This is a genomic window from Mesorhizobium sp. P2_F5, assembly GCF_056403715.1.
The window spans coordinates 264,020-288,815 of record NZ_JBFUEY010000003.1 but is presented as its reverse complement, the minus strand read 5'-3'; the positions used below and the strand labels follow the sequence as shown (position 1 = coordinate 288,815).

Annotated in this window: 23 protein-coding genes and 1 tRNA gene; 11 read left to right on the top strand and 13 right to left on the bottom strand. The window is 63.6% G+C overall.

The genetic code is table 11. From position 1 onward, the window contains the following. Window positions 1-83 precede the first annotated feature (83 nt). The 9 genes from AC1DYO_RS05405 to AC1DYO_RS05365 all read right to left on the bottom strand — a co-directional run bounded on the left by AC1DYO_RS05405 (window position 84) and on the right by AC1DYO_RS05365 (window position 10,596). Window positions 84-2,087: a 5'-nucleotidase C-terminal domain-containing protein gene (locus AC1DYO_RS05405; RefSeq protein ID WP_477261024.1), complete on the bottom strand. Its 2,004-nt coding sequence runs from the start codon at window positions 2,085-2,087 to the stop codon at window positions 84-86. Between the two features lie 203 nt (window positions 2,088-2,290). Continuing rightward, window positions 2,291-2,668, bottom strand: coding sequence for an Omp10 family outer membrane lipoprotein (locus tag AC1DYO_RS05400; protein WP_477261022.1), 378 nt, complete (start codon window positions 2,666-2,668; stop codon window positions 2,291-2,293). Between the two features lie 186 nt (window positions 2,669-2,854). Further along, window positions 2,855-4,300, bottom strand: coding sequence for a homospermidine synthase (locus AC1DYO_RS05395; protein WP_477261020.1), 1,446 nt, complete (start codon window positions 4,298-4,300; stop codon window positions 2,855-2,857). A gap of 131 nt (window positions 4,301-4,431) precedes the next feature. Then, a complete protein-coding gene (locus AC1DYO_RS05390) occupies window positions 4,432-5,358 on the bottom strand; it encodes a heme-dependent oxidative N-demethylase family protein (RefSeq protein ID WP_477261018.1) in 927 nt (308 codons plus the stop codon). Continuing rightward, entirely contained in the window at window positions 5,355-5,642 is a 288-nt protein-coding gene (locus AC1DYO_RS05385) for a YciI family protein (protein WP_477261016.1), read from the bottom strand. Before AC1DYO_RS05385 ends, AC1DYO_RS05390 begins: the two co-directional genes overlap by 4 nt. Window positions 5,643-5,695: 53 nt before the next feature. Then, window positions 5,696-6,358 (bottom strand): aminotransferase class IV family protein, encoded by a 663-nt coding sequence (locus AC1DYO_RS05380; protein WP_477261014.1) that lies wholly within the window; start codon window positions 6,356-6,358, stop codon window positions 5,696-5,698. Continuing rightward, window positions 6,307-7,452: an aminodeoxychorismate synthase component I gene (locus AC1DYO_RS05375; protein WP_477261012.1), complete on the bottom strand. Its 1,146-nt coding sequence runs from the start codon at window positions 7,450-7,452 to the stop codon at window positions 6,307-6,309. The genes AC1DYO_RS05380 and AC1DYO_RS05375 overlap by 52 nt, the downstream gene beginning before the upstream one ends. 162 nt (window positions 7,453-7,614) lie before the next feature. Continuing rightward, on the bottom strand, window positions 7,615-8,340 hold the full coding sequence (locus AC1DYO_RS05370; RefSeq protein ID WP_477261010.1) for a proton-conducting membrane transporter: 726 nt from the start codon (window positions 8,338-8,340) through the stop codon (window positions 7,615-7,617). A 417-nt stretch (window positions 8,341-8,757) separates the two neighbouring features. After that, window positions 8,758-10,596, bottom strand: coding sequence for a M3 family oligoendopeptidase (locus AC1DYO_RS05365; RefSeq protein ID WP_477261008.1), 1,839 nt, complete (start codon window positions 10,594-10,596; stop codon window positions 8,758-8,760). 144 nt (window positions 10,597-10,740) lie between these two features. Here AC1DYO_RS05365 and AC1DYO_RS05360 point away from each other — a divergent pair, with 144 nt between their 5' ends. The 4 genes from AC1DYO_RS05360 to AC1DYO_RS05345 all read left to right on the top strand — a co-directional run bounded on the left by AC1DYO_RS05360 (window position 10,741) and on the right by AC1DYO_RS05345 (window position 15,111). Next, window positions 10,741-12,279 (top strand): sigma-54-dependent transcriptional regulator, encoded by a 1,539-nt coding sequence (locus tag AC1DYO_RS05360; RefSeq protein WP_477261006.1) that lies wholly within the window; start codon window positions 10,741-10,743, stop codon window positions 12,277-12,279. Between the two features lie 493 nt (window positions 12,280-12,772). Further along, window positions 12,773-14,587: a peptidoglycan L,D-endopeptidase MepK gene (gene mepK, locus AC1DYO_RS05355; RefSeq protein ID WP_477261471.1), complete on the top strand. Its 1,815-nt coding sequence runs from the start codon at window positions 12,773-12,775 to the stop codon at window positions 14,585-14,587. Window positions 14,588-14,708: 121 nt separating this feature from the next. Continuing rightward, window positions 14,709-14,782: transfer RNA gene (locus AC1DYO_RS05350), tRNA-Gln, on the top strand. Between the two features lie 134 nt (window positions 14,783-14,916). Further along, the gene (locus AC1DYO_RS05345; RefSeq protein WP_477261004.1) at window positions 14,917-15,111 is read left to right on the top strand and encodes a hypothetical protein; all 195 of its coding nucleotides are present in this window, start codon (window positions 14,917-14,919) and stop codon (window positions 15,109-15,111) included. A 65-nt stretch (window positions 15,112-15,176) separates the two neighbouring features. Here the strand turns inward: AC1DYO_RS05345 and AC1DYO_RS05340 are convergent, their stop codons facing one another. Beyond that, complete coding sequence (locus AC1DYO_RS05340) at window positions 15,177-15,815, bottom strand: 2-dehydro-3-deoxy-phosphogluconate aldolase (protein ID WP_477261002.1); 639 nt, start codon at window positions 15,813-15,815, stop codon at window positions 15,177-15,179. A gap of 178 nt (window positions 15,816-15,993) precedes the next feature. Here AC1DYO_RS05340 and trhO point away from each other — a divergent pair, with 178 nt between their 5' ends. After that, the gene (trhO, locus tag AC1DYO_RS05335; RefSeq protein ID WP_477261000.1) at window positions 15,994-16,926 is read left to right on the top strand and encodes an oxygen-dependent tRNA uridine(34) hydroxylase TrhO; all 933 of its coding nucleotides are present in this window, start codon (window positions 15,994-15,996) and stop codon (window positions 16,924-16,926) included. Window positions 16,927-16,947: 21 nt separating this feature from the next. Here the strand turns inward: trhO and AC1DYO_RS05330 are convergent, their stop codons facing one another. Continuing rightward, complete coding sequence (locus AC1DYO_RS05330; protein ID WP_477260998.1) at window positions 16,948-17,310, bottom strand: YybH family protein; 363 nt, start codon at window positions 17,308-17,310, stop codon at window positions 16,948-16,950. Window positions 17,311-17,510: 200 nt separating this feature from the next. On the opposite strand from AC1DYO_RS05330, the gene AC1DYO_RS05325 reads away from it, so the two are divergent. Together AC1DYO_RS05325 and AC1DYO_RS05320 are read left to right on the top strand one after the other, a co-directional pair. Further along, window positions 17,511-18,248: a tellurite resistance TerB family protein gene (locus AC1DYO_RS05325; RefSeq protein WP_477260996.1), complete on the top strand. Its 738-nt coding sequence runs from the start codon at window positions 17,511-17,513 to the stop codon at window positions 18,246-18,248. A gap of 273 nt (window positions 18,249-18,521) precedes the next feature. Further along, on the top strand, window positions 18,522-19,283 hold the full coding sequence (locus AC1DYO_RS05320) for an SDR family oxidoreductase (RefSeq protein ID WP_477260994.1): 762 nt from the start codon (window positions 18,522-18,524) through the stop codon (window positions 19,281-19,283). Between the two features lie 104 nt (window positions 19,284-19,387). Here the strand turns inward: AC1DYO_RS05320 and AC1DYO_RS05315 are convergent, their stop codons facing one another. Beyond that, on the bottom strand, window positions 19,388-20,572 hold the full coding sequence (locus AC1DYO_RS05315; RefSeq protein ID WP_477260992.1) for a pyridoxal phosphate-dependent aminotransferase: 1,185 nt from the start codon (window positions 20,570-20,572) through the stop codon (window positions 19,388-19,390). Window positions 20,573-20,655: 83 nt separating this feature from the next. On the opposite strand from AC1DYO_RS05315, the gene AC1DYO_RS05310 reads away from it, so the two are divergent. From AC1DYO_RS05310 to denD, 4 genes are read left to right on the top strand one after another with little or no spacing between them, the layout of a single operon-like run. Continuing rightward, entirely contained in the window at window positions 20,656-21,342 is a 687-nt protein-coding gene (locus AC1DYO_RS05310) for a GNAT family N-acetyltransferase (protein ID WP_477260990.1), read from the top strand. A gap of 14 nt (window positions 21,343-21,356) precedes the next feature. After that, window positions 21,357-22,340 (top strand): cation diffusion facilitator family transporter, encoded by a 984-nt coding sequence (locus AC1DYO_RS05305; protein ID WP_477260988.1) that lies wholly within the window; start codon window positions 21,357-21,359, stop codon window positions 22,338-22,340. A 58-nt stretch (window positions 22,341-22,398) separates the two neighbouring features. Further along, complete coding sequence (locus AC1DYO_RS05300; RefSeq protein WP_477261469.1) at window positions 22,399-22,605, top strand: hypothetical protein; 207 nt, start codon at window positions 22,399-22,401, stop codon at window positions 22,603-22,605. A 13-nt stretch (window positions 22,606-22,618) separates the two neighbouring features. Continuing rightward, a complete protein-coding gene (denD, locus tag AC1DYO_RS05295; RefSeq protein ID WP_477260986.1) occupies window positions 22,619-23,602 on the top strand; it encodes a D-erythronate dehydrogenase in 984 nt (327 codons plus the stop codon). 10 nt (window positions 23,603-23,612) lie between these two features. On the opposite strand, the gene AC1DYO_RS05290 is transcribed toward denD, so the two are convergent. Continuing rightward, entirely contained in the window at window positions 23,613-24,788 is a 1,176-nt protein-coding gene (locus AC1DYO_RS05290; RefSeq protein ID WP_477261467.1) for a nickel/cobalt transporter, read from the bottom strand. Between the last annotated feature and the right edge of the window lie 8 nt (window positions 24,789-24,796).

Below are 24,796 nucleotides of genomic sequence, written 5' to 3'. Positions count from 1 at the left end.
AATGCCACGTCTGGCCGCACCTTGTCCGAAAAAGCAACACCCGCCCGGCGGACCGGGCGGGTGTTTCGAATTCCAGACCTGCGCTACTTGGCAGCCGGCGGGATGGTCAGGGTCGCGCCTACAGGAAGCCGGCGCGGCTCAAAACCCTTGTTGGCCTCGGAGATCACCTTCCATTTGGTGCCGTCTCCATAGGCCTTCTTGGCCAGGTCCCAATAGGTGTCGCCGGCAACGACGACATGGCTGGCCTCGGCCGGGGCGGGCGTTGCAGGTGCAGCCTCAGCCGGTTTTGCCGGAGCAGGTGCGGCTTCGGCCGGTTTTGCCGGTTCGGCTGGTGCCGGCGTTGCCGGAGCGGTTTCCGCCGGGACAGTCGGCGGCGTGGTGGTGATGTCGCCGGATCCTGCCGGCAATGCGGGCATCGCCGGCTCTGCCTCCGCCGGTTTTGCCGGCTCGGCTGGGGCAGGGGCTGCCGCTACGGTTGCCGCGATCTCGGTGATGCGGCCGTCGAGTTTCGGCGTATAGGGCCGGTGCGCGGCGAGATAGTCGGCGACCACCTGTTCCAGGCCGGGGCCGTAGTCATAGGCGTTTTTGGCCTTGTCGGCGAAGACCTTGTAGCCGTCGCCGCCCTGGCGGACATAATTGTTGGTGGCAACCAGATAGTCCTTGTCCGGGTTGATCGGCGCCCAGGCGCCGCCTTCCATCACCTCCACCGACTTGACGCGGCCGGCATTGGGCGCGACCGACTTGTCGAAGGAATATTTGAGACCTGCAACCTGCGGGAAGCGGCCGGCGCCGTCCTCGACCTGGCTGACGCCGTTTTCCAGCCCGGCAACCAGATCCTTGCCGGAAATCTGGAAGGTCGCCAGCGTGTTCTGGAACGGCAGCACGGTCAGCACCTCGCCCATGGTGACGGTGCCCTTGTCGATCGAGGCACGTAGGCCGCCGCCATTGGAGACGACGATCTCGACGCCCTGTCCCTTGACGCGGTCGAGAATGGCGTCGGAAACGAGATTGCCCATCGCGCATTCCTTGGTGCGGCAATTCTCGCGGCTGCCGTCGATGGCCTCGGCGGTCTCGGCCACTTCCTTGTTCTTCAGCGCCTCGATCGGCGCGCCCAGCTCCTTGATGCGGGCGAGCACGGCGGGATCGGGGGTGATCGACTTGTCGAGGAAGATCGGGTCGCCGCTGGCTTCCTTGACGTTGCCATTGTCGTCGAACACGACCTTGAACTCGCCGAGATATTTCGAATAGGAGGCCGCCTGCACCACCGGCACCTTGGAGCCGTCGGGGTTGTCGACCATCGTCGGATAGGGGCCTTCCGCCTTCGGATCGGTGTTGGACAGAAGCGAATGGCTGTGGCCGCCGACGACCACGTCGATGCCGGGGATTTTGGCGATGACGTCGCGCTCGCGCCTGTAGCCGATATGGGTGACGGCGACGATCTTGTTGACGCCTTGCGCCTTGAGCTTCTCGACTTCCGCCGTGATCGACTTGACGTCGTCGGCGATGGTGATGTTGGGGCCGGGCGAAGCGAGTTCCGGAGTGTCATTGGTGACGGCGCCGATGATGCCGATCTTCTGGCCGCCGACCTCAAGCACGATGGACGGCTTGATCTTGCCCGCTGCACCGGACTTGTCGTTGGCCACGACATTGGCGCTGACGACCGGGAACTGCGCCTTGTCGAGGTAAGGCACCAGCGCGCTTTCGCCATCGTCAAATTCGTGGTTGCCGAGCGTCACCGCGTCGGGCTTGATCTGATTGAGAAATTCCTCCTCCGCTGTGCCCTTGTAGGTGATGTAGAACAGCGATCCCTGGAAGCTGTCGCCTGCATTGAGCAGCAGCACGTTCTGGCCTTCGAGCTTCTTGCGCTCCTGGGCGATCGCGGTGACCAGCCGGCCGGCGCCGCCGATGCATTCGCCCTTGGTCTCCTCCTCGGCCGAGCAGGTCGACTCGTATTTGTTGTTGCCTTCGATGCGGCTGTGCCAATCGTTGAAATGCAGGATGTTCAACGTGTAGTCGGCAAAGGATGGTGCGGCCGACAGGCCGAGCGTTGAGGCAGAAAGGGCGGCAATGGCGGCGAGCTTCTTCATCTTCATCTCCTGGATGGAACCTGATCAAAGCGTTCAACGCTCTTGCTTGACTGCAGGATAACAGCCAGCTTTTGGTCATGTTCACATCGCGGTTGTGGCGATGCAAGAAGAATCAAGGCGAGCGAAATCGGCATCGGTTTGCCGGCATAAAAAAGGCGGCGGCATCGTGCCGCCGCCTTTCTAGAAGGCTATATCAGACAGGCTCAGCCGCGCCTGGTCAGGACGAAGTTCTGTCCGGCGGAGCTGGTGCAATTCAGCTGGTTGATGGACACCAGCAGGCAGTTGAAAGCGATCGGCTGCTGCCGGATCAGCGAGGTTCCGTTGATCTCAACCGAGGTGGCGCCGGTCTTGGTGTAGCTGCCATCGGCGAATTTCTCGCCGGTCTCTGCCGAAACGGTGGTGAAGACGCCGCCGTTCAAGGTCGAGACCGCCTTGCCTTCGGCGTTCAGCCAGGAGCCTTCGACCCCGCGTGGCTGCGATCCGATCGGTGGCCCGTCGGGGCCGCCGGTGGTGCAGGCGGCAAGCATCGTCGCAAGAGCGCCCGCCGCGCCCGCTGAAAGAATTTTGCGCGCAATCGTCATATCAAATCCTCTCCTGGCGCATCGGCCCAATCGCCGAACGACGTTTGGGAAAACGATGTGCGTGGCCTCAAGTTTCCAGAGCGGTCCCTCGTGCGCCCAAAGGGGCGCACAGCGCTCTCGTCCGCATCCCTTCAATCGCCCGATTTCCGGGCGATTGCAAGGCAGTGAGGCAGGGGTATGGAACCGCTATCGGACGAGGATGTTGCGGAATTGCCACGGGTCGTTTTTGTCGAGGTCTTCGGGGAAGAGACCCGGACGGTTATCGAGCGGCGTCCAGTCGGTGTAGTAGCCCTTGACCGGCCCAAGATACTGGGACTGCACTTCCAGGCAACGTTTGTAGTCCATCTCGTCGGCCTCGACGATACCGGCCTCCGGGTTTTCCAGCGCCCAGACCATGCCGGCGAGCACGGCCGAGGTGACCTGCATGCCGGTGGCGTTCTGGTAAGGGGCCAGCTTGCGGGCTTCCGCCAGCGACAGTTGCGAGCCGTACCAGTAGGCGTTCTTGCCGTGGCCGTAGAGCAGCACGCCGAGTTCATCGACACCGTCGACCAGTTCGGTTTCGTCAAGCACATGGTGGACCGGCTGCGGCTTGCCGGCCGCGCCGAACATTTCGTCCAGCGACAGCAGCGCGTCGTTGCAGGGATGATAGGCATAGTGACAGGTCGGGCGGTATTGCACCTTGCCCTTCTTGCCACGCACGGTGAAGAAGTCGGCGATCGAAATCGCCTCGTTATGCGTCACCAGCAAGCCGTATTGCGCGCCGGGCGTCGGGCACCAGGAGCGTATGCGCGTGTTGGCGCCGGGCTGTTCGAGATAGATCGCGGCCTTGGAGCCATGCTTGTGCTCCTTGCCGTTCTTCGGCATCCATTTCTCATGCGTGCCCCAGCCGAGTTCGGCCGGCTGCAGCCCTTCCGAAATGAAGCCCTCGACCGACCAGGTGTTCCAGAACACGTTCATCGGCTTCGGCTTCTTGGTGCGCTGGGTGTCGCGCTCGGCGATGTGGATGCCCTTGACGCCGGCCTTCTTCATCAGCCTGGCCCAGCCGTCACGGTCGTCCTGCGCCGGCTCGGAAAATTCGAGGCCGAGATCGCCGGCGAGGTTGAGCAGCGCCTGCTTGACGAACCACGAGACCATGCCCGGATTGGCGCCGCAGGTCGAAACCGCGGTCGCGCCGCCGGGCTTGTCGTGCTTTTCCTTGATCATCGCCTCGCGCAGCGCGTAGTTGGTGCGGCTGGCATTGTCGGCCTTGGCGTCGAAATAGAAGCCGAGCCACGGCTCGACGACGGTGTCGATGTAGAGCACACCGAGCTTGCGGCAGAGCCGCATAAGGTCGACCGAGCCGGTATCGACCGACAGATTGACGCAAAAGCCCTGGCCGCCGCCATTGGTCAGAAGCGGGGTCAAAAGCTTCTTGTAGTTCTTCTCGGTCACGTGTTCCTGGACGAAGGCGATGCCGCGCTCGTCGAGCAGCTTGCGGTCGGTATCGAGCGGGTCGATGACCGTCATGCGCGACTTGTCGAACTTGAAATGACGCTCGATCAGAGGCAGCGTTCCCCGTCCGATCGAACCGAAGCCGATCATCACGACAGGGCCGGTGATTTCACCGTAAACGGGCCAGTTTTCATTCGCCATTTTATCGAGCACTCCTTCAAAAAACCCGGGAAATTGGGGCAAACACGCGCAAAACCGGGCATTTTTGCCCGGCAACCAAGCGCTACATCACAGATCATTGTCATAAACCAGTGAAAAGCGCCAACTCGCGGCTAGCCGTCATTGGCCATGTGGTTAAGGACGCCAATCAACCGGTCGCGGTCGGCGGTCATGCCCTTGTAGTCGAGTTGAGCCTCATCCAAGGCCAGCAATTGCGCGGCGAAAGAGGCGGCGAGCGTTGCCCGGTTGGGATGCCGCGCCAGCACTTTCAGCGGATCGAGATGGATGCGGATGGTGAACAGGATGTCGCCCGACACGGGCAGTTTGCGCAGCGTCTGGCGCTCGACGCGGATGAAGGCGTGGGCGTTGATGTCGCCATCCGGGAAGCGCGACGGGTGGTTGGTGGCGCGGTCGATGCGCTCGACATTGGAGAGCGGATGATAGAGCGCGTCGTCGGCCTGGATCGACCAGTTGAAGCGCTCGACCGCTTGGCCCTGGAGGCCGTCGAACATGCGGTTGATGAGTTCGGCTGGCCTGGTGCCCGGACCGAAACCCGGCACCGGTGCGTGAATCTCTTGCAGCGGCCGACCGAATTTTTCGACCAGCAACCAGGATGACGGGAAGCACAGCGAGCCGGCGGCGAGCCGCCAGCCGCTGTCACCGCGGCGCATCAGGATGAGGTCTTCCTGGACGAGCAGCGAGGCTGCGACAAGCGGGGCGTCGCTGAAGACATCAGTTCTGTTGCCTTCGGCGCCGATGACCTCGATCCTGGCGCTGGTACGCCTGTACGTTTCGGGAAATGTCGCCATCAGATGCGCTTCGATGAGGTCGCGCACTTCGCGCTGGGCGTCGCGCGTGCCGTCCTCCTCGACAAACACCTTGTCGGGAATTTCCATATAGAGCCGGCGCTTCTCGGCGAGATGATCGATGAGATGCCTGTCGACCTCGATCCATTTGTCGAGCTCGAGTGGCTTCAGCCCGATGGTGAAGAGCTTTGAGGAGCCATCATAGGGCGTATGAGTGGGCAGCTGCAGTGTCATGCTTCCCTTAGGGATTCCATGCCCTCGGCGACGGTGGCAGCGACGAATTCGGTGATGACATATTCCGCCGCGCCGGCCTGAACGAAGGGATCGTTCTTCAGCCTTGCTTCCAGAACGTCGCGGGACCCACGCGCCAGGATCAAACCGCCGCTCCGGGGTTTCTTCGGGCCGGATGCGACGAAGAGGCCTTCGGCATAGCAGGTCTTCAGCCAGGTTCTGTGAGCGTCCAGCAGGCGGTCGATCTCGGTCAATGGCAACAGGTAGGTGGAGGAAACGACAAACATCAGAAATCTCCTGGGCGATTTGCCCGTATTGTCAGGGATAGCGTGCCTCTTGCCTAGGCAAGAGACGCAGTGATCAGTCCGCGTAGCGAATTGCCGACGAAGATTGCCTTGGCCGATTTCAACTCGTCATAGCTGTAGATCGCTTCCCGGGCGCGGCCTTCGTCCAGAAGCTCAGCGCGCAATACGCCAGGCAGCAGGCCGCAGTCGAGCCGGGGTGTCATCAGCACGCCATCGCCGAGATCGGCGAAGACATTGGTGATGGTGCCTTCGCAGATCTCGCCGCGCTCATTGGCCAAAAGCACCTCGTCGGCGCGAGTAGCGAGGTATTCGGCACGAGCATTGATATAGACCTGTCGCCGGCTGGTCTTGTGGCGCAGCAGCGTGTCGGAGGAGGAGAGCCGAACCCGCGCCAGCTGGAGCCGCCAGACCTTGTCGGCGGCGAACGGCTCGTAGGGCTGAACCGAGGCTGTCACCTCGCCATTGCGCTGCAGGACAAGACGGGTGCGCAGCGCCGTCTGCTGCGCCCCGACAATGTTCGCCAACACCTCGCCGATGCGCTGCGGATCGCAGGCAAAGCCCAGTTCTTCCGCCGAGCCGTAAAGGCGCGCGAGATGGCGCTCGAATCGGAGGAAGCCGTGGCTCGGCTCCCAGCGCATGGTCTCGATCAGCTCGAAGTCGGCGGTGTTCCCGTCGCGAAGCGCGCCTTCAGCAGACACTCCTGATACTCCTCCTCGGCGGTCGAATCGAAGACGACGCCGCCGCCGACATTGTAGACGGCCTCGCCGCTGGAAAAGAGCGAGATGGTGCGGATCGCCACCGAAAAGCGCATCGTGCCGCCGGGCGCGATCCAGCCGATGGCGCCGCAGTAGACGTCACGAGGGGTGGCTTCCAGATCGTGCAGGATTTCCATAGCACGAATCTTTGGCGCGCCGGTGATCGAGCCGCAGGGAAACAGCGCCGCAAAGATCTGGCGGATGCCGAGATCGGGCAACAGCTTTGCCCTGACGCGGCTCACCATCTGGTGAACGGTTGGGTAGCTCTCGATGCGGAACAGTTCCGGCACCTCCAGCGTGCCGACCTCGCTGATCAGCGAGATGTCGTTGCGCAGGAGATCGACGATCATCCGGTTCTCAGCCTGGTTCTTCTCGTCATTGCGCAAGAACGCCTTCAGCCGCGCGTCCTCGGCCTTGGTCGCGCCGCGCGGCGCGGTGCCCTTCATCGGATGGGTTTCGATCATGCCCGCAGCGTCGATCTCGAAGAACAGTTCGGGCGAGCGCGACAAGACGATGGGATCACTGAGCGAAATCAGCGCGCCGTACTTTACCGGCTGGCGTTCGGTCAGCGCGTCGAAAGCGGCGAGCGGGTCGCCGGACCACTGCGCCTGGACCGGGAAGGTCAGGTTGCCCTGGTAGCAATCGCCCTTGCGGATGTGGTCGTGCAGGCGTGCGAAGCGGCCTGCGTATTCGTTCTGCGACCATGATGCTCTTGCATCGAAGATCGGGCCGTTGGTTGCCGCCCCGCCGCTCTGCGGCACGGCCTGCTCAAACGGGGCATCGAAGACACCGAGGCACACCAGCGGCGCGCGCCGACCCTCGGGCAGCAACGGCACCAGTTTCGGCTCGAGCAGGTAACCGGCTTCGTAGGAGAAATAGCCCGCCAGCCATTTGCCGGCGTCAGATGCCGCCTGCGCGGCTGCCAGCGCCGGCAGAAAATCCTTGGCATCATAGGCAACGATGATGTCGGCCGGGCGGTCGAAGACCAGCTGACGGCCGCTTTCGTCGTTGCGGAAGATGGCAGAGGGCAGGGGCATGGGGCTCGGATGCTGCGGTCGATGACGCCAGAACCGCTCTATATGGGGGGCGGGCGGCGTGCAATCGAGGGAGCGGCGTCGCAAGGCGCAAAGACGGTGGCGCTTGCGAAAACAAAAGCGGCGCCTGAGGGCACCGCCTTTTGGTTATGTGCCGATAGCAGATCAGGTGTTGTTGGCGGTCCCGGCGGTCGGGAACTGGCGCGCGAATTCCTTCTCGTCGCCGGCGGCAAGCAGCTTGGCCTGCTCGATCCACTTTTCGCGCGCGATGCGGCCGTCGAAATTCAGCGTGTCCTCGATGCGCTTGACGTCGGCAGCCGACCAGGCGGCAATCTGGGCGTAGGTCGTGACGCCAAGGCCCTTGAGCAGCTTGTCGTTGACCGGGCCGATGCCGATCAGGCGGCGCAGATTGTTGGCCTTCCCAGCTGCCGGGGCGGCCTTCTTGGGGGCTGCGGCGGGCTTTGAAGCCGCTGGCTTCGGAGCGGCGCGCGCCTTGGCAGCCGAAGGTTTGCTGGCAGCCGGTTTGGCGGCCGCGGATTTGGCCGCAGCCGGCTTGGCGGCGGCAGGTTTGGCTGGCGTGGCCGGCTTCACGGCCGGGGCGGACTTGGCCGTTGCGGATGTCGACACCAGTGCGGCCGGCGCCGAGCTGGAAGGCTTGGCAGACGGAGTCGATGTTTCGCGCAGCCGGCGTTCGAGATCGGCGCGGGTCTTGCCGCAGGCGTCGAGTTCGCCGGTCAGGCGATCGGCGTCGGCGCGCAGCCTGTCGCGCTCGCTGCGGGTGCGGTCGAGGTCACCGCGCAGGCTGTCAAGCTCACCGCGCAGCCGGCCCCAGATAAACCAGCCAACCAACACACCTACAAGGAACGCCAGGACAATGTAGAAGAAGGTCATCGTCTCTCTCCAGTCGGATCCGTCCGCCGCCGTCTCAAGTCATGACCTTGGCAGATCAGATCATCCAATGGTGGTTCGGCGGTTCAGGGAACAGCCGGTCTGTCGTCGACTGCCGGCGCTCGGCTTTCCCGCCCATTGCCAACGGCCGCTGTCGCATTCGCCAGACCGTTGCCATGGGCCGGGATGCTTGTCCGGCCTGAGCCGCGCGCCGGGCTGAGCTTCAGTCGGAAAGGCTATCATACGGATTCCGGAAAGCTAACGGAAAATTTCGCCGGAGAGTTCTTCAAGAACAGATATTTAGAACAAGAACAGAGCTGCCGTAACATGCATTCCGGCTAAACTGTTCTGCGATTTCGCAAAGTCGAGACCGCCGCCGAACCTGTCGCTCTGCGCTACCGGTCCGACGAGTGCGTGGCGTCAACTGTCGAGCGCTTCCAATTCGTCGATCAGGCCGCCGATCACGCCAAGGCCTATCTGCCAGAAAGTAGGGTCGGTGGCATCGAGGCCGAAGGGAGCGAGAAGCTCGGAGTGATGCTTGGTGCCGCCGGCCCGCAGCATCTCGAAATACTTGTCCTGGAAGCCGTGCTCGGCATTCTGGTAGACCGCGTAGAGCGAGTTCACCAGACAGTCGCCGAAGGCGTAGGCGTAGACGTAGAAGGGCGAGTGGATAAAGTGCGGGATGTAGGTCCAGAAGACCTCATAGCCCTCGCGCAGTTTGATCGCCGGCCCCAGGCTTTCGGCCTGTACCTCCAGCCAGAACTGGCCGAGTTTGTCGGAGGTCAGTTCGCCGTTCTTGCGCTCGGCATGCACCTTGCGCTCGAACTCATAGAAGGCGATCTGGCGCACGACGGTGTTGATCATGTCCTCGACCTTCTGGGCGAGCATGGCCTTGCGCTCGCGCTTGTCGGTGGTCTGGTCGAGCAGCGAGCGGAAGGTCAGCATCTCGCCGAAGACGGACGCCGTCTCGGCCAGCGTCAGTGGCGTCGAGGCCATCAGCGCGCCCTGGCCGCCGGCCAGCACCTGATGCACGCCATGGCCGAGCTCATGCGCCAGCGTCATCACATCGCGTGGCTTGCCCATGTAGTTGAGCAACACGTAAGGGTGCGCCGAGGGTACCGTCGGATGCGCGAAGGCGCCTGGCGACTTGCCGGGCCGGACCGGCGCGTCGATCCAGTTGCGGTCGAAGAAAATGCGGGCGATCTCCGCCATGTCAGGGGAGAAGCGCTGATAGGCCGACAGCACGGTGTTCCTGGCGTCGTCCCAGCGGATCACCGCCTGCGGGGTCTCGGGCAAGGGCGCGTTGCGGTCCCAGTGATTCATCACCTCCATGCCGAGCCAGCGCGCCTTCATGGCGTAGTAGCGATGCGACAGGCGCGGATAGGCCTCGCGCACGGCGGACGCCAGCGCATCGACCACGCTGCGCTCGACACGGTTGGCGAGGTGGCGTGAATCGGCGATGTCCTCGAAGCCGCGCCAGCGGTCGGAAATCTCCTTGTCCTTGGCCAGCGTGTTGGTGATCAGCGTGAAGGTGCGCAGGCTCTTGCGGAAGGTTGCGGCCAGCGCCTCGGAGGCGCGGCGACGGACCTCGCCATCGGCGTCCTGCAGGCGGTTCAGCGCCGGCTCCAGCGTCAGCTCCTCGCCGTCTATGTCGAAGCGCAGATCGGTCATCGTCTCGTCGAACAGGCGGTTCCAGGCGCCGCGCCCGGTGATCGACTTCTCATGGAAAAGCTGCTCGACCCGATCCTCGAGCTGGTAGGGCTTGTCCATGCGCAGATCGAGCACCCAGGGCCGGTAATGGGCAAAGCCTGCATCGGCGGCAAGGGCTGCTTCGAGAGCCTTGTCGTCGATCAGGTTCAGCTCCAGCGCGAAGAACAACAGATGCGCGCTGGCGTCGGTCATCTTCTCCTGGATGTCACCATAGAGCTTGGCGCGCTGCGGATCGGCGGTGTTGCCGGCATAGACGAGGCCGGCGTAGGAGACGATTCGCCCGATCAGTTCCTCCAGCGCCTCGTAGGCTGCCAGCACCTCGCCGAGCTTGCCGGCGCTGCCGCGCTCGGCCTCCGCCGCCAGCGTGCCTTTCCAGCGGTTCTCGAAGGCGATGGCATCGGCGGCCGCCTTGGCGAGGTCGCGCTTCAGTTCGGTCGCCTCCATGCCGGAATAGAGGTCGGCGAGATTCCATTCCGGCAGGTCGCCCAGCTCCGCCGCGCCCTGACCGGACGCTRCCGCCGCAAGCTGCCGACCGAGAATCCTGCGCATCAACAATTACCTTCTGGAATCAAGGGGAAGGGCAAGCCGGTCAAATCCTAAGGAATTCATTCACCGGGTTTTTTGAAACCTTATTTAGAACCCTGTGCCAAGATGATCCATGGGGATTTCCCAGGCAGGCAACTGAAATCAGTCATGACAGGTTCCATTCTCATAGTCGATGACGATCCCGTGCAGCGCCGGCTGCTCGAAGCGGCGGTGACGAAATTCGGCCACAGCGCCATCGTTGCGGATGGTGGCGAGGCCGGCCTGGAGGCCCTCGACGGACCCAATGCGCGGGATGTTTCGGCGGTCATCCTCGACCTTGTCATGCCCGGCCTCGACGGCATCGGTGTGCTGAAGGCGATGCGCGAGCGCGGCATTACTGTTCCCGTCATTGTGCAGACCGCGCAGGGCGGCATCGAGACGGTGGTTTCGGCGATGCGCCACGGCGCTTTCGATTTCGTCGTCAAGCCGGCGTCTCCAGACCGGCTGCAGACCGCGATCGGCAACGCGCTCAAGGTCGAGGCGGTCGAGGATGAGGTCAAGCGCACGTCGCGGCGGCGCGGTGGCCATCTGACCTTCAAGGACATGATCACCCACGGCCCGGCGATGGACCGGGTGATCCGGCTCGGCCAGAAGGCGGCTGCCTCCAACATTCCAATCCTGATCGAGGGCGAATCGGGCGTTGGCAAGGAGCTGGTGGCGCGCGCCATCCAGGGCACCGGGGATCGTCGTTCAAAACCCTTCGTCACCGTCAATTGCGGCGCCATTCCCGACAATCTGGTCGAATCGATCCTGTTCGGTCACGAGAAAGGGTCGTTCACCGGCGCCACGGACAAACACACCGGCAAGTTCGTCGAGGCGCATTCGGGCACGCTGTTTCTCGACGAGATCGGCGATCTGCCACTCGATGTACAGGTCAAGCTGTTGCGCGCGGTGCAGGACGGCGAGGTCGATCCGGTCGGCGGCCGTGCCACGGTCAGGGTTGATATCAGGTTGATCTCGGCCACGCACCGCAACCTTCTGCAGCAGGTCAAGGACGGCAAGTTCCGCGAGGATTTGTTCTACAGGCTTAACGTCTACCCGATTTTCGTGCCGCCGCTGCGCGACCGGCGCGACGACATCCCCTACCTGGTCAAGCATTTCATGGACAAGGTGGCGCCGGCGGGCCATCGCCTGCATGGCATTTCGGACGCCGCACTGGCCATGCTGCAGGCCTATGACTGGCCGGGAAACATCAGGCAGCTGGAAAACGCTGTGTTCAGAGCCTCGGTGCTTGCCGAGGGCGACGTGCTGACACCAGACGAATTCCCGCAGATCCGGGCGCAGGTCGACGGCACCGTCAATCTCGATGCCCACACGTCCCTGTCGGATCCCGGAATGGCCTGGAGCGGTGAATCGCAAGGCGATAGCGCCCAGACTGAGGGCGTCGGTCTCGCCGCAGCTGAGATCGAGCCTCCGGCCAGGCTGCAGCCGCGTTTCGGCACGCTGAGGGCGCTGGACGAGCGCGGCAATGTGCGCGCGCTGGCCGATGTCGAACTCGAAATGATCAAGCTCGCCATCGATCACTATAACGGCCAGATGAGCGAGGTCGCACGGCGTCTCGGCATCGGCCGATCGACGCTCTACCGCAAGCTCAAGGAATACGGCATCGACCCGGAAACCGGCCGCCTCGACCGCCTTGCCTCCTGAAGCGCGTCGCGTTTGAACGGATTCGGGCGACGCGCCTCAGGTCTTTGCATTATGCATGTCGTTCTCTCAAAACCGGGACCACTTTTGAGCGACATGCATTGGAAAACCGAATTCCACAGCTTGCCAACGCAAGGCCGGGACCAGCTTGCCAGGCAATATTCCGCACTGCATAAGGGGTTGGGGTGGGAATACGGCAGTGCGGAACAGCGCTGTTCACGCATTAAGGCTAACGGTAACAGATCGTGTAGCGGTAAAAGGCTGAATCTTGATCTAAACCAGCAGTTTACCAAGAAATCCTGTGTATTATTTTTGACGGGATATCGCCACGGTGTTACCGCATTTCGGCTTCAATAAGCGATGATTAACCATTAGGATCGATATTCGGATGTGAAAACCACGCATCCGTTTGGGCAAATCCGGGGACAAACGGCAGCCTGCAAGGCCTTTTGATTTGAACAAAGTCGAACGACACAGAAACGGGCGGCACTATCACATTGGCGTCTGGCCGAGATGGCTGGCAGCGGTGATTGTTGCGTTCGGTTTCCTTGCCGCAACTGTTGCCGGCGCCAGCGCTGAAACGCGCTCGCTCAAACTCTATCACCTGCACACGCATGAAAAGGCCGAGATCGTCTACAAGCGCAATGGCCGCTACGATCCAGAAGGCCTCAGGAAGATCAACATCATCCTGCGCGACTGGCGTCGCAACGAACCGACCAAGATGGACCCGCGCCTGCTCGACCTGGTGTGGGAAGCCTACCGGCAGGCGGGAGCTACCGATTATATCCAGGTCGTCTGCGGCTATCGCTCGCCGGCGACCAACTCGATGCTGCGCAGCCGCAGCCGGGGTGTCGCCAAGGAAAGCCAGCACATGCTGGGCAAGGCGATGGACTTCTACATTCCCGGCGTGCCGTTGAAGAAGCTGCGCAACATCGGTCTCAAGATGCAGGGCGGCGGCGTCGGCTATTATCCGTCGTCGGGTTCGCCCTTCGTCCATATGGACGTCGGCAATGTGCGCCATTGGCCCGGCATCAGCCGCCAGGAACTGGTCAGCCTGTTCCCAAATGGCAAGACGCTGCATGTGCCGAGCGACGGCAAGCCGCTCCCGGGATACGATCAGGCGCTGGCCTCCTACAAGGCGCGCAAGGGCGCCGGTTCGCCGGCCATCATGATGGCCAGCGCTGGCGGCAGCTCCAAGAAATCTGGTGGGTTCCTGTCCGCTTTCTTTGGCGGTGGCGGCGAAGACGAAGCCGACGACAGCGCCGATGTCGCGACCGCCGCGCCGTCGCCGAGAAGCGTGAAGCCGGTGCTGGCTGCCAGGAGCGACAACAACAGCAATCTGCCCGGCATCGCAATCGTGTCGCCGCAGAACGCCAAGCGCGCCAATATCCCGCAGCTTGCCGACGACAGCGCGGACGATTCCGAGCCGCAGCAGGATACGCCGGAGACGATCATCGCCGCACTCCCGGCCAAGGAAGTGCCGCTGCCAGATTTCGCGCCGCGGCCGAAAGCCGATGTCGGCGCGCAGCAGCCTGAGACGGTGCCGTTCGGCATGGCCGATGCCACCACCGAACAGACGGTGGCGACGGAGCAGGCGCCGGTCAATATGCCGTTCGGCATGGCCGATGTGAGCAGTGCTGACCAGACCCAACCGGCGCAGGTTGCTGTCAACGTCCCATTGCCGACCTGGCGTCCCGACCGCTCTACGCCGCCGGCTGAGCTTGCGCCGCAGGACAAGGGCGTGCTGCTGGCGCTGGCTGATACGGCTGCCCACGAGCAGACCGCAACGGACGCCTTCTCGGTGCTGCCGTCGCAGCGTCCGGATGAGGTCAAGGCGGTTCTCGAACAGGCCAGCGCCACCGATACCGCCGGTGTTACCGACGACTATCAGGTTGCCTCGCTCGAGCCGCGCTCGGCGTTCAACGATCCGTCAGGCGTCGATGCCGCAACGCCGCGCGGCGCGATTGCCGCCCGCCCCGCCGGTACCGATCCGGCCTCCGTGATCGGCGCCGGTGTGAAGACGACGCGCAAGGAAGCCAGGGCCTCGGCCCGCGACTTGAAGCCAGGCCCGAAGGCCGTGGTGGTGGCGGCCGAACCGCAGGCGGCGCGCTGGGCGCTGGGCAGCGGCGAGAATATCGCCACCGTTTCCAGCCCGACGACAGCGCCGCGCTACGCCTACAACATCGTGCATACGCCGCCGAGCGAGGTCTACACCGCAGGCTTCCAGTCTGATAACCAGATGGCCGACGCCAACCGCTTCACCGGCAATGCCGTGAAATTCCTCTCGGTCGCCCGCTTCCAGACGAAGTAAGGGCTCGACACGGACAGACAGGTACCAAAGCCGCGCTGGGCAACCTGCGCGGCTTTTTGCTTATTGGCGAATCTCCAGCACTGGCTTCCAGCGTCCCGGAATGCTAACCACCGGGCTGCATTCCCGCTTCGTCTAATGGTAGGACAGCGCCCTTTGAAGGCGTGAATCGTGGTTCGAGCCCATGAGCGGGAACCAACTCTCTCGATCTACGATCACTGGCAGTTATGCCAGGTCAACCAGGGCGATCACGCGCGGCTGAACTTCTCGTGAAGCCGGAACGACTGAGCCTTTTACGGGTTGGGCTGGGTTCGTTCCACCTGGGGATATCAATGAAAAACATACTTTTGGCGTCGGTCATCGCATTGGCAACGGCTTCGGCCGCCATCGCCCCGACACAGGCCGCGACCGTTGTCATCAGGACCAACAACAATATGCATATGCACAACAACCACTGCCGGACCAAGTGGGTCACGACCTGGCGGCATCACCAGAAGATCGTGAAGAAGGTTACAGTCTGCAACTGACCGTATTTTGGAAGCAGCAGACCCGGTCGACGCAAGCCGGCCGGTTTTTTTGTGCCTGCGGGACGTTACTTTCCGAGCTTGCTCGCGGCCCTCGCGAGCGCCTCGATCTCGTCCCACTTGCCGGCCTTGACCAGATCGTCCGGCGCCACCCAGGAGCCGCCGACGCAGATGACATTGGGCAGGCTGAGATAGTCGGTGGCGTTCTTGGCCGAGATGCCGCCAGTCGGGCAGAATTTTACATCGGCCAGCGGCGAGGCGAAGGCCTTCAGCGAGGCGATGCCGCCGGACTGTTCGGCCGGGAAGAATTTCAGGAAACGCAAGCCGGCCTCGCGGGCGGCCATGATCTCGCCGGGGGTGATGGCGCCGGGCAGCAAGGGGACGTCGCTGTCCTTGGCTGCTGCCAGCAATTCGCGCGTGATGCCGGGGCTGACGATGAATTTCGAGCCGGCCGCCGCTGCCTCGTCGAACTGCTTGGCATCGAGAATGGTGCCGGAGCCGACAATGGCGCCCTCGACCTCGCCGGCAACGCGGCGGATCGCTTCCAGCGCATCGGCCGTTCTCAGCGTAATCTCGATCGCCGGCAGGCCGCCGGCGGCGAGCGCCCGGGCGAGCGGCACGGCGTCCGCGACATTGGCGATCTTCAGCACCGGGATTACCGGCTGGCCGTTGAGCAGCGACAGGAGCTTTTCGGTCTTGCTGGGCATTGGCTTGTCTCTCCGGCAGGGATGATTTCAACCGATTAGCAGAAGGCAGATTCCGAGTCCACGAAACCCGGCCTGCCGCGATGTCACATCTGTCGGCAAACGGGCTGAGGGCGATTGCCGCCAAGGCTTCCTTAGCTCTGCCTTGAATCCGCTTTGACCACGGTTTAGTGGCTTGGCGATGACACTGTCCAACCATGAACCTGTGCGCGTCGCCGCGCTCTATAAATTTGCGGCGCTGGGCGACTTCGACGCGCTGCGGGAATTGCGCACGCCACTTGCCGCATTCTGCTGCGGGCGCGGCATCAAGGGCACGCTGCTTCTGGCGCAGGAAGGCATCAACGGCACGGTCGCCGGCAGCGAGACTGATATCGCCGCGCTGATCGCCTATCTGGAGGCAATCGAAGGCCTTGCCGATCTCGAGGTCAAATACAGCAACGCCGCCGAAATGCCGTTCCATCGCATGAAGGTGCGGCTGAAGCGCGAGATCGTCACCATGGGCGTCGAAGACCTCGATCCGGCGACAGGTGCCGGCACCTATGTCGCGCCGGCCGACTGGAACGCGCTGATCTCGGACCCCGGCACCGTCGTCATCGACACCCGCAATGCCTACGAAGTGTCGATCGGTACTTTCGAGCGCGCCGTCGATCCACAGACGTCGAGCTTTCGCGAGTTCCCGGCCTGGGTCGAAAAGCATCGCGACGCGCTCGATGGCCGCAAGGTCGCGATGTTCTGCACCGGCGGCATACGCTGCGAAAAGGCGACGGCCTACGTGAAGTCGCTCGGCTTCGACGATGTGTTCCATCTCAAGGGCGGCATCCTCAGATATCTTGAAGAGGTGCCGGCCGAAGACAGTCTGTGGCAAGGCGAATGTTTTGTCTTCGACGAGCGGGTCTCGGTGTCGCATGGGCTGACCGAGGGCGAGGCTGAACTGTGCCGCGCATGCCGGCATCCGCTGACGCCGGCGGACCGGCTGTCGCCGCATTTTGCTACCGGCGTGTCATGCCCGCATTGTTACGACGCCCGTTCGGACGAGGATCGTGCCCGCTACGCCGAGCGCCAGCGCCAGGTCGAACTGGCGCAGGCGCAGGGCAGGGGGCATATCGGCAGTTAGGATCCGTATTGCTGGCTTCGGTCACCAGGCGACGGAATAGCGGTCGATCACCCACAGCCAGGTGCCGTCGCTTTGCCGGCGAGCGACCTCCGAGGTTATCGAGCCGTCGGGAAGCCGGGTCGAGGTCAGCGCCAGGTCGCCATTGATGGCCGCAGGGCGCTGCTCGCCACGCTGGAATTTTCGCCCGGTCGCGGCAAATGCTTCGAACAAAGCTCGGATGGCCTCACGGCCGCGCGTCAATTCCGCTTCGCTGGTGTCGATGACGGCATCGGGTTCGAACAGCGCCACCATGCCGTCAATATCGCCCACCCACTGCCGGTCGATCAGCAGGCGCTCAAGATCCTGCGGATCACGCGCCGGCTCGCGGTCAGGCTGATCAGTCACGGCAAACTCCTTCGCCAATGTCGCGGCGACACTAACCGAAGCCGAGGCGGGTTTCGACACATCGAATTCGATTTCGGGGATTGCCGGCGCCGATAGCAAAGCGCGTACCCGTCATTGTAATGTCAATGTGCGGGCCCTACGTCTGCAACGTCCAAAACCCGCTCGTTCCTATCAGGCGCGGGCCCTTTTCTGGAGGCACTATGTTCGACCCCAAGAAGCTTCTCGACGACCTGCTCGGCTCGCAAGTCCCCGGCACAACCGGCACCGTCCGCGACAAGGCAGGACAGGCCGTGCAGATGGCCAAGGACAATCCGCTGGCCGCCGGTGCGCTGGCCGCGGTGCTGCTTGGGACCGGCACCGGACGCCAGGTGACGGGCACCGCCATCAAGCTCGGTGGACTGGCCGCGATCGGCGGTCTCGCCTACAAGGCCTACCAGAACTACAAGGCCGGCAATGCGCCCGAGCAGGCGCCGGCGGCCGGCCAGCCGGAATTGCTGCCGCCGCCGGCCGACACCGGCTTCCATCCCTCGCAGGCGCCGCAAGGCGAGGACGAGTTCACGCTGACGCTGGTGCGGGCGATGATCTCGGCGGCGAAGGCCGACGGCCATGTCGACGACGAGGAGCGCGAAAAGATCGCCGGCAAGCTCAAGCTCGCCGGCGTCGGTTCCGATGCCGAAAAATTCCTGCTGGCCGAGCTGGACAGCCCGCTCGACCTCGACACGCTGGTTGCCGGCGCCAAGACCGACGAGCAGAGGCTCGAGCTCTACACGGCGTCGCGGCTGACCATCGATCCCGACACGCGCGCCGAACGCGGCTATCTCGACCTGCTCGCCGGCCGGCTCGGCTTGCCGGATGCGCTGGTTGACCATGTCGAGGCAACAGTGTCGGCGGCCAAGGTGGCGGTCCCGGCTGGCACCGCGCCGAACCCGCGCTGGTAGCCAGCGCTGCGGCGCGGCTGAGGCGGCGCGTGCGGGCAGGAAAACAGCGTTAACGTCTCGTTTACTGAGGAAGCGCATGATTCTAGCAGTCGGATCGGCTTATCCTCCTCCCAAGCCCGGTTCAGATCAGGGGCGGTCGCCAATGGCCGCCCTTTTTGTTCAGCCGATCACTGCGTGTTCGGCTTGCCATGATCCCCGTCATTTGCGATGCCTCGGTGCACTCGGATGCATCCCGATCTGTGTCGGGGATGCGCGGTGCGCAGGAGCAAAATCATGACAGCCCTCACAGAGAAAACCGCTATCGTCACCGGCGCCGGCACGGGCATCGGCAAGAGCGTCGCCACGGCGCTGCTCAAGGCGGGCTGGAACACGGTGTTCTGCGGCCGCCGCAAACAGGTGCTCGACGCCGCGATCGCCGAGGCCGGCAAGACGGACGCCAAGGCGCTGGCGGTAGCCTGCGATATCAGCAAGGCCGGCCAAGTCGATGACCTATTCGAGACGGTGGCGGCGGCTTTCGGGCGCGTCGACCTGCTCTTCAACAATGCCGGCATGAGCTACAAGTCGACGCCCATCGACGAAATCCCGGTCGAGATCTGGAACGACATTGTCGGCGTCAATCTCACCGGATCGTTCCTGTGCGCCCGCGCTGCCTTCGGCGCCATGCGCAAGCAGCGGCCGATGGGCGGCCGCATCATCAACAACGGTTCTGTCTCGGCCTATGCGCCGCGGCCCGGCTCGGTGCCCTATACCGCCACCAAGCATGCCATAACAGGGCTGACCAAGACGCTGGCGCTCGACGGTCGGCCCTATGACATCGCCTGCGGCCAGATCGACATCGGCAATGCGCTGACCGACATGGCGTATGCCATGACCGTCGGCGTGCCGCAGGCCAACGGCTCGATTGCCGCCGAAGCGGTGATGGACGTCCAGCGCGTCGCCGACGCCGTCGTCCACATGGCCAGCCTGCCGCTCGACGCCAATGTGCTGTTCATGACGGTGATGGCGACCAAGATGCCGTTCGTCGGGCGTGGGTGAGCAGCCGGTTCGCGAAGCAAATTCATCGTGCCAGGTGGCACGATGAAAGGCCAACGAACGCCGGAACGCTGCGAAGCAGCGGGGACCCGGCCGGGCGGCCGTGACTACTTCTTCAAAAACGCCTCGATCCGCTCCAGCGCGCGCAAGATGTTCTCCTCGGAATTGGCGTAGGAGAGCCTGATGTAGCCTTCGCCGAGAATGCCGAAATCGGGGCCGCCGATCAGGGCCACGCCGGCATCCTCGAGCAGCGCCGAGGCTAGCTTCTTGGCCTTCCAGCCGGTCTTCGAGACATTGGGAAAGGCATAGAAGGCGCCCTTCGGCGTGATGCAGGAAACGCCGGGCAGGGCGTTCAGGCCCTCGACCACGATCTTCCGGCGGTTGTCGAAGGCGCGCATCATCTTGTCGACATCGTCCTGCGGGCCGTCGATGGCGGCGATGCCGGCGAACTGGCTCGGGGCGTTGACGCAGGACCAGCAATTGACCGCCAGCTTGCGCACCTTGTCGTAGAGGTGCGCGCCCTTGTCGCCGTTCGGCCAGATCGACCAGCCCATGCGCCAACCAGTCATCGCCCAGGTCTTCGACCAGCCATTGAGCACGATCAGCCGGTCGCGGATTTCGGGGAAATTGAGCAGCGAAAAATGCGTCTCGCCGTCATAGGTCATGACGTCGTAGATCTCGTCGGAAAGGATGGCGACCTGCGGGTGCGCCTGCAGTCCCTTCACCAGCTTCTCGATCTCGGCCCGTGGCGTCACACCGCCGGTCGGGTTGGCGGGCGAGTTGAGGATCAAGAGCCTGGTCTTCGACGTAATCAGCGCCAGCGTCTCCTCAGCCGAGAAGGCAAAGCCGTTCTCCTCGCGGATCGGCACTGAAATGGGTGCAGCGCCGGTGAACTCGATCATCGAGCGGTAGATCGGGAAGCCGGGGTCGGGATAGAGGATCTCCGCGCCTGGTTCGCCGAACATCAGGATCGCCGCGAACATGGTCGGCTTGCCGCCGGGCAGGATCATCACATTCTCGGGCGAGACCTCGACGCCGGTGGTGGTCAGCGTGCGCCGCACCACCGCCTCGCGCGTCGCCAGCAGGCCGTTGGCCGGCGTATAGCCATGATGGCCGTCGCGCAGCGCCTTGATCGCCGCCTCGACAATGTGCTGCGGCGTCTTGAAGTCGGGCTGGCCGATGCCGAGATTGACGATGTCGCGGCCCTGTTGCGCCAGCGCCGTCGCCCTCGCTAGCACCGCAAAGGCGTTTTCCTCGCCGAGACGGTCGAAGGCCGAAATCGTGTGGAGCATTTTTCCCGTCCGTGTGGTTCTTACTGTTGGGTCGCGTTTTTGTGAGCGTCTGCTCACAAAAGTCAAACGGATTGGAGTTTTACGTGTCCGAAAATCTCAAAGACTGGCAGGCGCGTCCACGGCCCGAGCGTAAGCCCATTGACGGCCGCTATGTCAGGCTTGAACCGCTGAGCGCCGAAAAGCATGGCGATGGGCTCTACGAAGCGTCTTCCGTGCCCGACATCGATGGCCGCTTTGCCTGGCTGCCCGACTATCCGCCGCAGACCCGCGCCGATTTCCAGCCATGGCTGGACAAGGTCGAGGCCAGCGAAGATCCGCTGTTCTTCACCGTCATCGACAAGGCCAGCGGCAAGGTCGCCGGGCGGCAGACGCTGATGCGCATCGACCCCGCCTATGGCGTTATCGAGATCGGCAACATCTATTGGGGGCCGCTGATTTCGCGAAAAGCGGCAGCGACCGAGGCACAGTTCCTGTTCATGAAGTACATTTTCGACGGGCTCGGTTATCGCCGCTACGAATGGAAATGCAACAACCGCAACGAACCCTCGAAGCGTGCGGCGGAACGGTTCGGCTTCAAGTTCGAGGGCATTTTCCGCCAGCATCTTGTGGTCAAGGGTGAAAACCGCGATACCGCGTGGTACTCGATCATCGACAAGGAATGGCCGTCCTTGCGTAAAGCCTATGAGGCATGGCTCGACCCGGCCAATTTCGACGGCGAAGGCCGGCAGAAGCGACGGCTCGAGGATTTCCGCGCCGAGTTCGGTGCGTAACAGGAGTTTCGGCGATGGCGCACGGCCATGATCACGGTTCGCATGCCGGACACAGCCATGGCGCCGGTCATGCGCATGGCTCGACCGATAAGAAGCGCGTGCTGATCGCGGCTTGCCTGACCGCCGGCTTCATGGTCGCCGAAGTGCTTGGCGGCCTGCTGACGGGATCGCTGGCGCTGCTGGCGGACGCCGGCCACATGCTCGCCGATTCGATCGCGCTCGGCCTTGCCTGGTATGCGTTCCATCTTGGCGGACGGCCAGCGACCGTGCGCCTCACCTATGGCTTCGGCCGGGTCAAGACGCTGGTTGCCTACACCAACGGCATTGCCATCTTCGCCATCGCGCTGTGGATCGTCTACGAAGCCTGGGGCCGCCTGATGACACCGGCGCCGGTGCTTGGCGGGCCGATGCTGGTGGTGGCGATTGCCGGCCTTCTGGTCAACATCGCCTCGTTCTTCGTGCTGCATGGCGGCGACCGCGACAGCCTCAACATGCGTGGCGCCATCCTACATGTGCTGGGCGACCTGCTCGGCTCGGCGGCGGCGATCGTGGCGGCGCTGGTCATCCTGGCGACCGGCTGGACGCCGATCGATCCGATCCTGTCGGTGCTGGTCTCGGTGCTGATCCTGTCCACCGCGTGGTCGCTGATGCGTGAAGCTGCCCACGTCCTGCTCGAAGGCGTACCGGCCAGCCTCGACCGCGACCTCATCGCCAAGGACATTGCCGGCACCGTCAAAGGCGTGCGCGAGGTGCATCACATGCATGTCTGGTCGCTGGATGGCTCCAGCAACATGGCGACGCTGCACGCCTGCCTCAATGACGGCGTCGATGCGCATCAGGCGGTCAGCGCCATCAAGAAGCGGCTCGCCGCCGAGCACGGCATCAGTCACGCCACCGTCGAGCCGGAATTCGGCCAGTGCGCCGACAGCCATGACGAGCACGACCACGATCATGACCACGACCATGGTGCGCCACCGCATCACGGCCATTATCACTGACAGGGAATTTCATGGCATTGGCATCCAAGTTGACGAGTTCCCGCAGCGTCGGGACGGCGTGATGGATCGCGACACGCGAAACGCGGCGATTGCCGCACTCTGGATCATGCTGCTGTTCGGCATCGCGGCGTTCTATCTGCCGACCGTGATGCTGGCTGTCGGCAGTGTCTCGACCGTACTTGCCGGCATCGTCGGCACCGCCTTCGTGCTGGCATTTTTTCTGGTGTTCTGGTTGCGCGGGCGCCGCCAGAACAAGGACAAATAAGAGGCTTTTACAAATGCGCATTCTAATCACTGGTGCAGCCGGAATGGTCGGCTGCAAGCTTGTCGCCCGGCTGGCCAAGGATGGCACGCTCAACGGCCGCAAGATCACCGCGCTCGACCTGCATGATATCGTGCCGCCGCAGGCGCCGGCGATGGACGGCGTCAGCATCGCTACGCATACAGGCGACCTTGCCGACGCCGGCGCTGCAGAGAGCCTGGTCGCCTCACGCCCCGACGTCATGTTCCATCTCGCCGGCATCGTGTCGGGCGAGGCGGAAGCCAATTTCGATCTCGGCTACCGCGTCAATCTCGACGGCACACGGGCGCTGTTCGACGCGGTCCGGCTGGCGGGCTTTGCGCCGCGCCTCGTCTTCACCTCGTCGATCGCCGTGTTCGGCGCGCCGTTCCCCGATGTCATACCGGACGACTTCCACCCGACGCCGCTGACCTCCTACGGCACCCAGAAGCAGATGAGCGAGGCGCTGCTGGCCGACTATTCCAGGCGCGGTTTCTTCGATGGCATCGGCATAAGACTGCCGACCATCTGCGTCCGGCCCGGCAAGCCTAACAAGGCGGCCTCTGGTTTCTTCTCCGGCATCATCCGCGAGCCGCTAAGTGGTCATGAGGCGATCTTGCCGGTGCCGCGCTCGGTGCTGCACACCCATGCCAGCCCGCGCTCGGCGGTGAATTTCCTGATTCATGCCGCGGGGATCGACGGTGCCACCGTCGGGCCACGCCGCAATCTCACCATGCCCGGCGTCGCCGTCACGGTCGGCGAACAGATCGAGGCGCTGGAACGCATTGCCGGCGCCGAGGTCGTGAAGCTGATCCGCGAACAGCCCGACCAAACAATCTGGGCCATCGTCAAGGGTTGGCCAACGCGCTTCGAGGCTAAGCGGTCAAGGGACCTCGGCTTCAGCGCCGAGAAGAGTTTCGACGAGATCATCCGCGCCCACATCGAGGATGAGCTGGGCGGCAAGATAGCGGGTCAGGTCTGACCCGCAGGGATCAAACGCTGCCGGTCAGGCTCGCCGACAACAGCAGCAATCCGAACAGGAAGACGAAGGCGGCGCCGCCGATCTCGACGAACGTGTGGATGCGATTGCCCATGCGGCCGTCGCCGGCAAAATAAACCGCCCAGTTCTTGGCTGTGACCGCGATCGTCGCCAGCGCCGAGACGGTGATGGCGGTGCCGAGGGACATTGCCAGCACCGACAGCAGGCCGCCGAGCCACAGGCCGTTGAGTAAGGCGAAGCTGAGCACGATCAGCGCGCCTGAGCAGGGGCGGATGCCGACTGCGGCCACCGCCGACCAGGCCGTGCGCCAGTCGAAGCGGTCGCCCGACAGCAGCGCCGGATCGGGTGCATGCGAATGGCCGCACGTATCGCAGACCTCGCCTGCCGCATGATCATGATGCGCATGATCGTGATGAGCGTGGTCGTGATGGGAATGATCGTGTGTGTCGTGGTCGTGATGATCATGCGAATGGTCGTGATCGTCATGCACATGCAAGGCATGCGAATGCGCGTGAGCCGAATGGCTGTGGGCGGCGTGGCTGTGACCGGCATGCGAGTGGCCATGGGAATGGCCGGCATGCGCCGCCGACAGGCTGTAGGCGGGCGCCTTGCCGAACCAGCGCTGGACCGTGGGGCCGAGCTTGCGCCACAACAGCCAGGCGCCGAACAGCGTGACGAAAATATAGCTCATGATTTCCATGAACCAGGCCGCGTCGGTCATCGAAATGGCGGTGCCGCGCAGGACGAAATAGGCAAGCAGCATCACCACGATCGCGGTCAGGCCCTGCAGCAGCGCCGAGACGAAGGACAACAGGATGCCGCGCTTGAGCGCCACTTCGTTGGCCACCATGTAGGACGAGATCACCGCCTTGCCGTGGCCGGGGCCGGCGGCGTGGAAAATGCCGTAGGCGAAGGACAGGCCGATCAGCAGCCACATCTTGCTGCCGTCCTCGCGCATCGCCTTCATCGCGGTGGCCAGCGCGCGGTAAAATTCCTGCTGGCGCAGATTGATCCACATCAGGATGTGGGCGAACGGTCCGGTGGTCGGCGCCATGCCGTCATTGACGCCGATGCCGAGCGAACTCTGGGCGTGGGCCTGCCCGAGAAAGTGCGTCATCACCACGGCAGCGGCGACGAGGCCGAACGCCAAACGCAGGGACGGTTTCATCACCGGAT

Coding starts and splice junctions, on each gene's coding strand:
- AC1DYO_RS05405 (WP_477261024.1), bottom strand. CDS start 2,087: ATGAAGAAGCTCGCCGCCATTGCCGCCCTTTCTGCCTCAACGCTCGGC.
- AC1DYO_RS05400 (WP_477261022.1), bottom strand. CDS start 2,668: ATGACGATTGCGCGCAAAATTCTTTCAGCGGGCGCGGCGGGCGCTCTT.
- AC1DYO_RS05395 (WP_477261020.1), bottom strand. CDS start 4,300: ATGGCGAATGAAAACTGGCCCGTTTACGGTGAAATCACCGGCCCTGTC.
- AC1DYO_RS05390 (WP_477261018.1), bottom strand. CDS start 5,358: ATGACACTGCAGCTGCCCACTCATACGCCCTATGATGGCTCCTCAAAG.
- AC1DYO_RS05385 (WP_477261016.1), bottom strand. CDS start 5,642: ATGTTTGTCGTTTCCTCCACCTACCTGTTGCCATTGACCGAGATCGAC.
- AC1DYO_RS05375 (WP_477261012.1), bottom strand. CDS start 7,452: ATGCCCCTGCCCTCTGCCATCTTCCGCAACGACGAAAGCGGCCGTCAG.
- AC1DYO_RS05370 (WP_477261010.1), bottom strand. CDS start 8,340: ATGACCTTCTTCTACATTGTCCTGGCGTTCCTTGTAGGTGTGTTGGTT.
- AC1DYO_RS05360 (WP_477261006.1), top strand. CDS start 10,741: ATGACAGGTTCCATTCTCATAGTCGATGACGATCCCGTGCAGCGCCGG.
- AC1DYO_RS05345 (WP_477261004.1), top strand. CDS start 14,917: ATGAAAAACATACTTTTGGCGTCGGTCATCGCATTGGCAACGGCTTCG.
- AC1DYO_RS05340 (WP_477261002.1), bottom strand. CDS start 15,815: ATGCCCAGCAAGACCGAAAAGCTCCTGTCGCTGCTCAACGGCCAGCCG.
- trhO (WP_477261000.1), top strand. CDS start 15,994: ATGACACTGTCCAACCATGAACCTGTGCGCGTCGCCGCGCTCTATAAA.
- AC1DYO_RS05325 (WP_477260996.1), top strand. CDS start 17,511: ATGTTCGACCCCAAGAAGCTTCTCGACGACCTGCTCGGCTCGCAAGTC.
- AC1DYO_RS05320 (WP_477260994.1), top strand. CDS start 18,522: ATGACAGCCCTCACAGAGAAAACCGCTATCGTCACCGGCGCCGGCACG.
- AC1DYO_RS05315 (WP_477260992.1), bottom strand. CDS start 20,572: ATGCTCCACACGATTTCGGCCTTCGACCGTCTCGGCGAGGAAAACGCC.
- AC1DYO_RS05305 (WP_477260988.1), top strand. CDS start 21,357: ATGGCGCACGGCCATGATCACGGTTCGCATGCCGGACACAGCCATGGC.
- denD (WP_477260986.1), top strand. CDS start 22,619: ATGCGCATTCTAATCACTGGTGCAGCCGGAATGGTCGGCTGCAAGCTT.
- AC1DYO_RS05290 (WP_477261467.1), bottom strand. CDS start 24,788: ATGAAACCGTCCCTGCGTTTGGCGTTCGGCCTCGTCGCCGCTGCCGTG.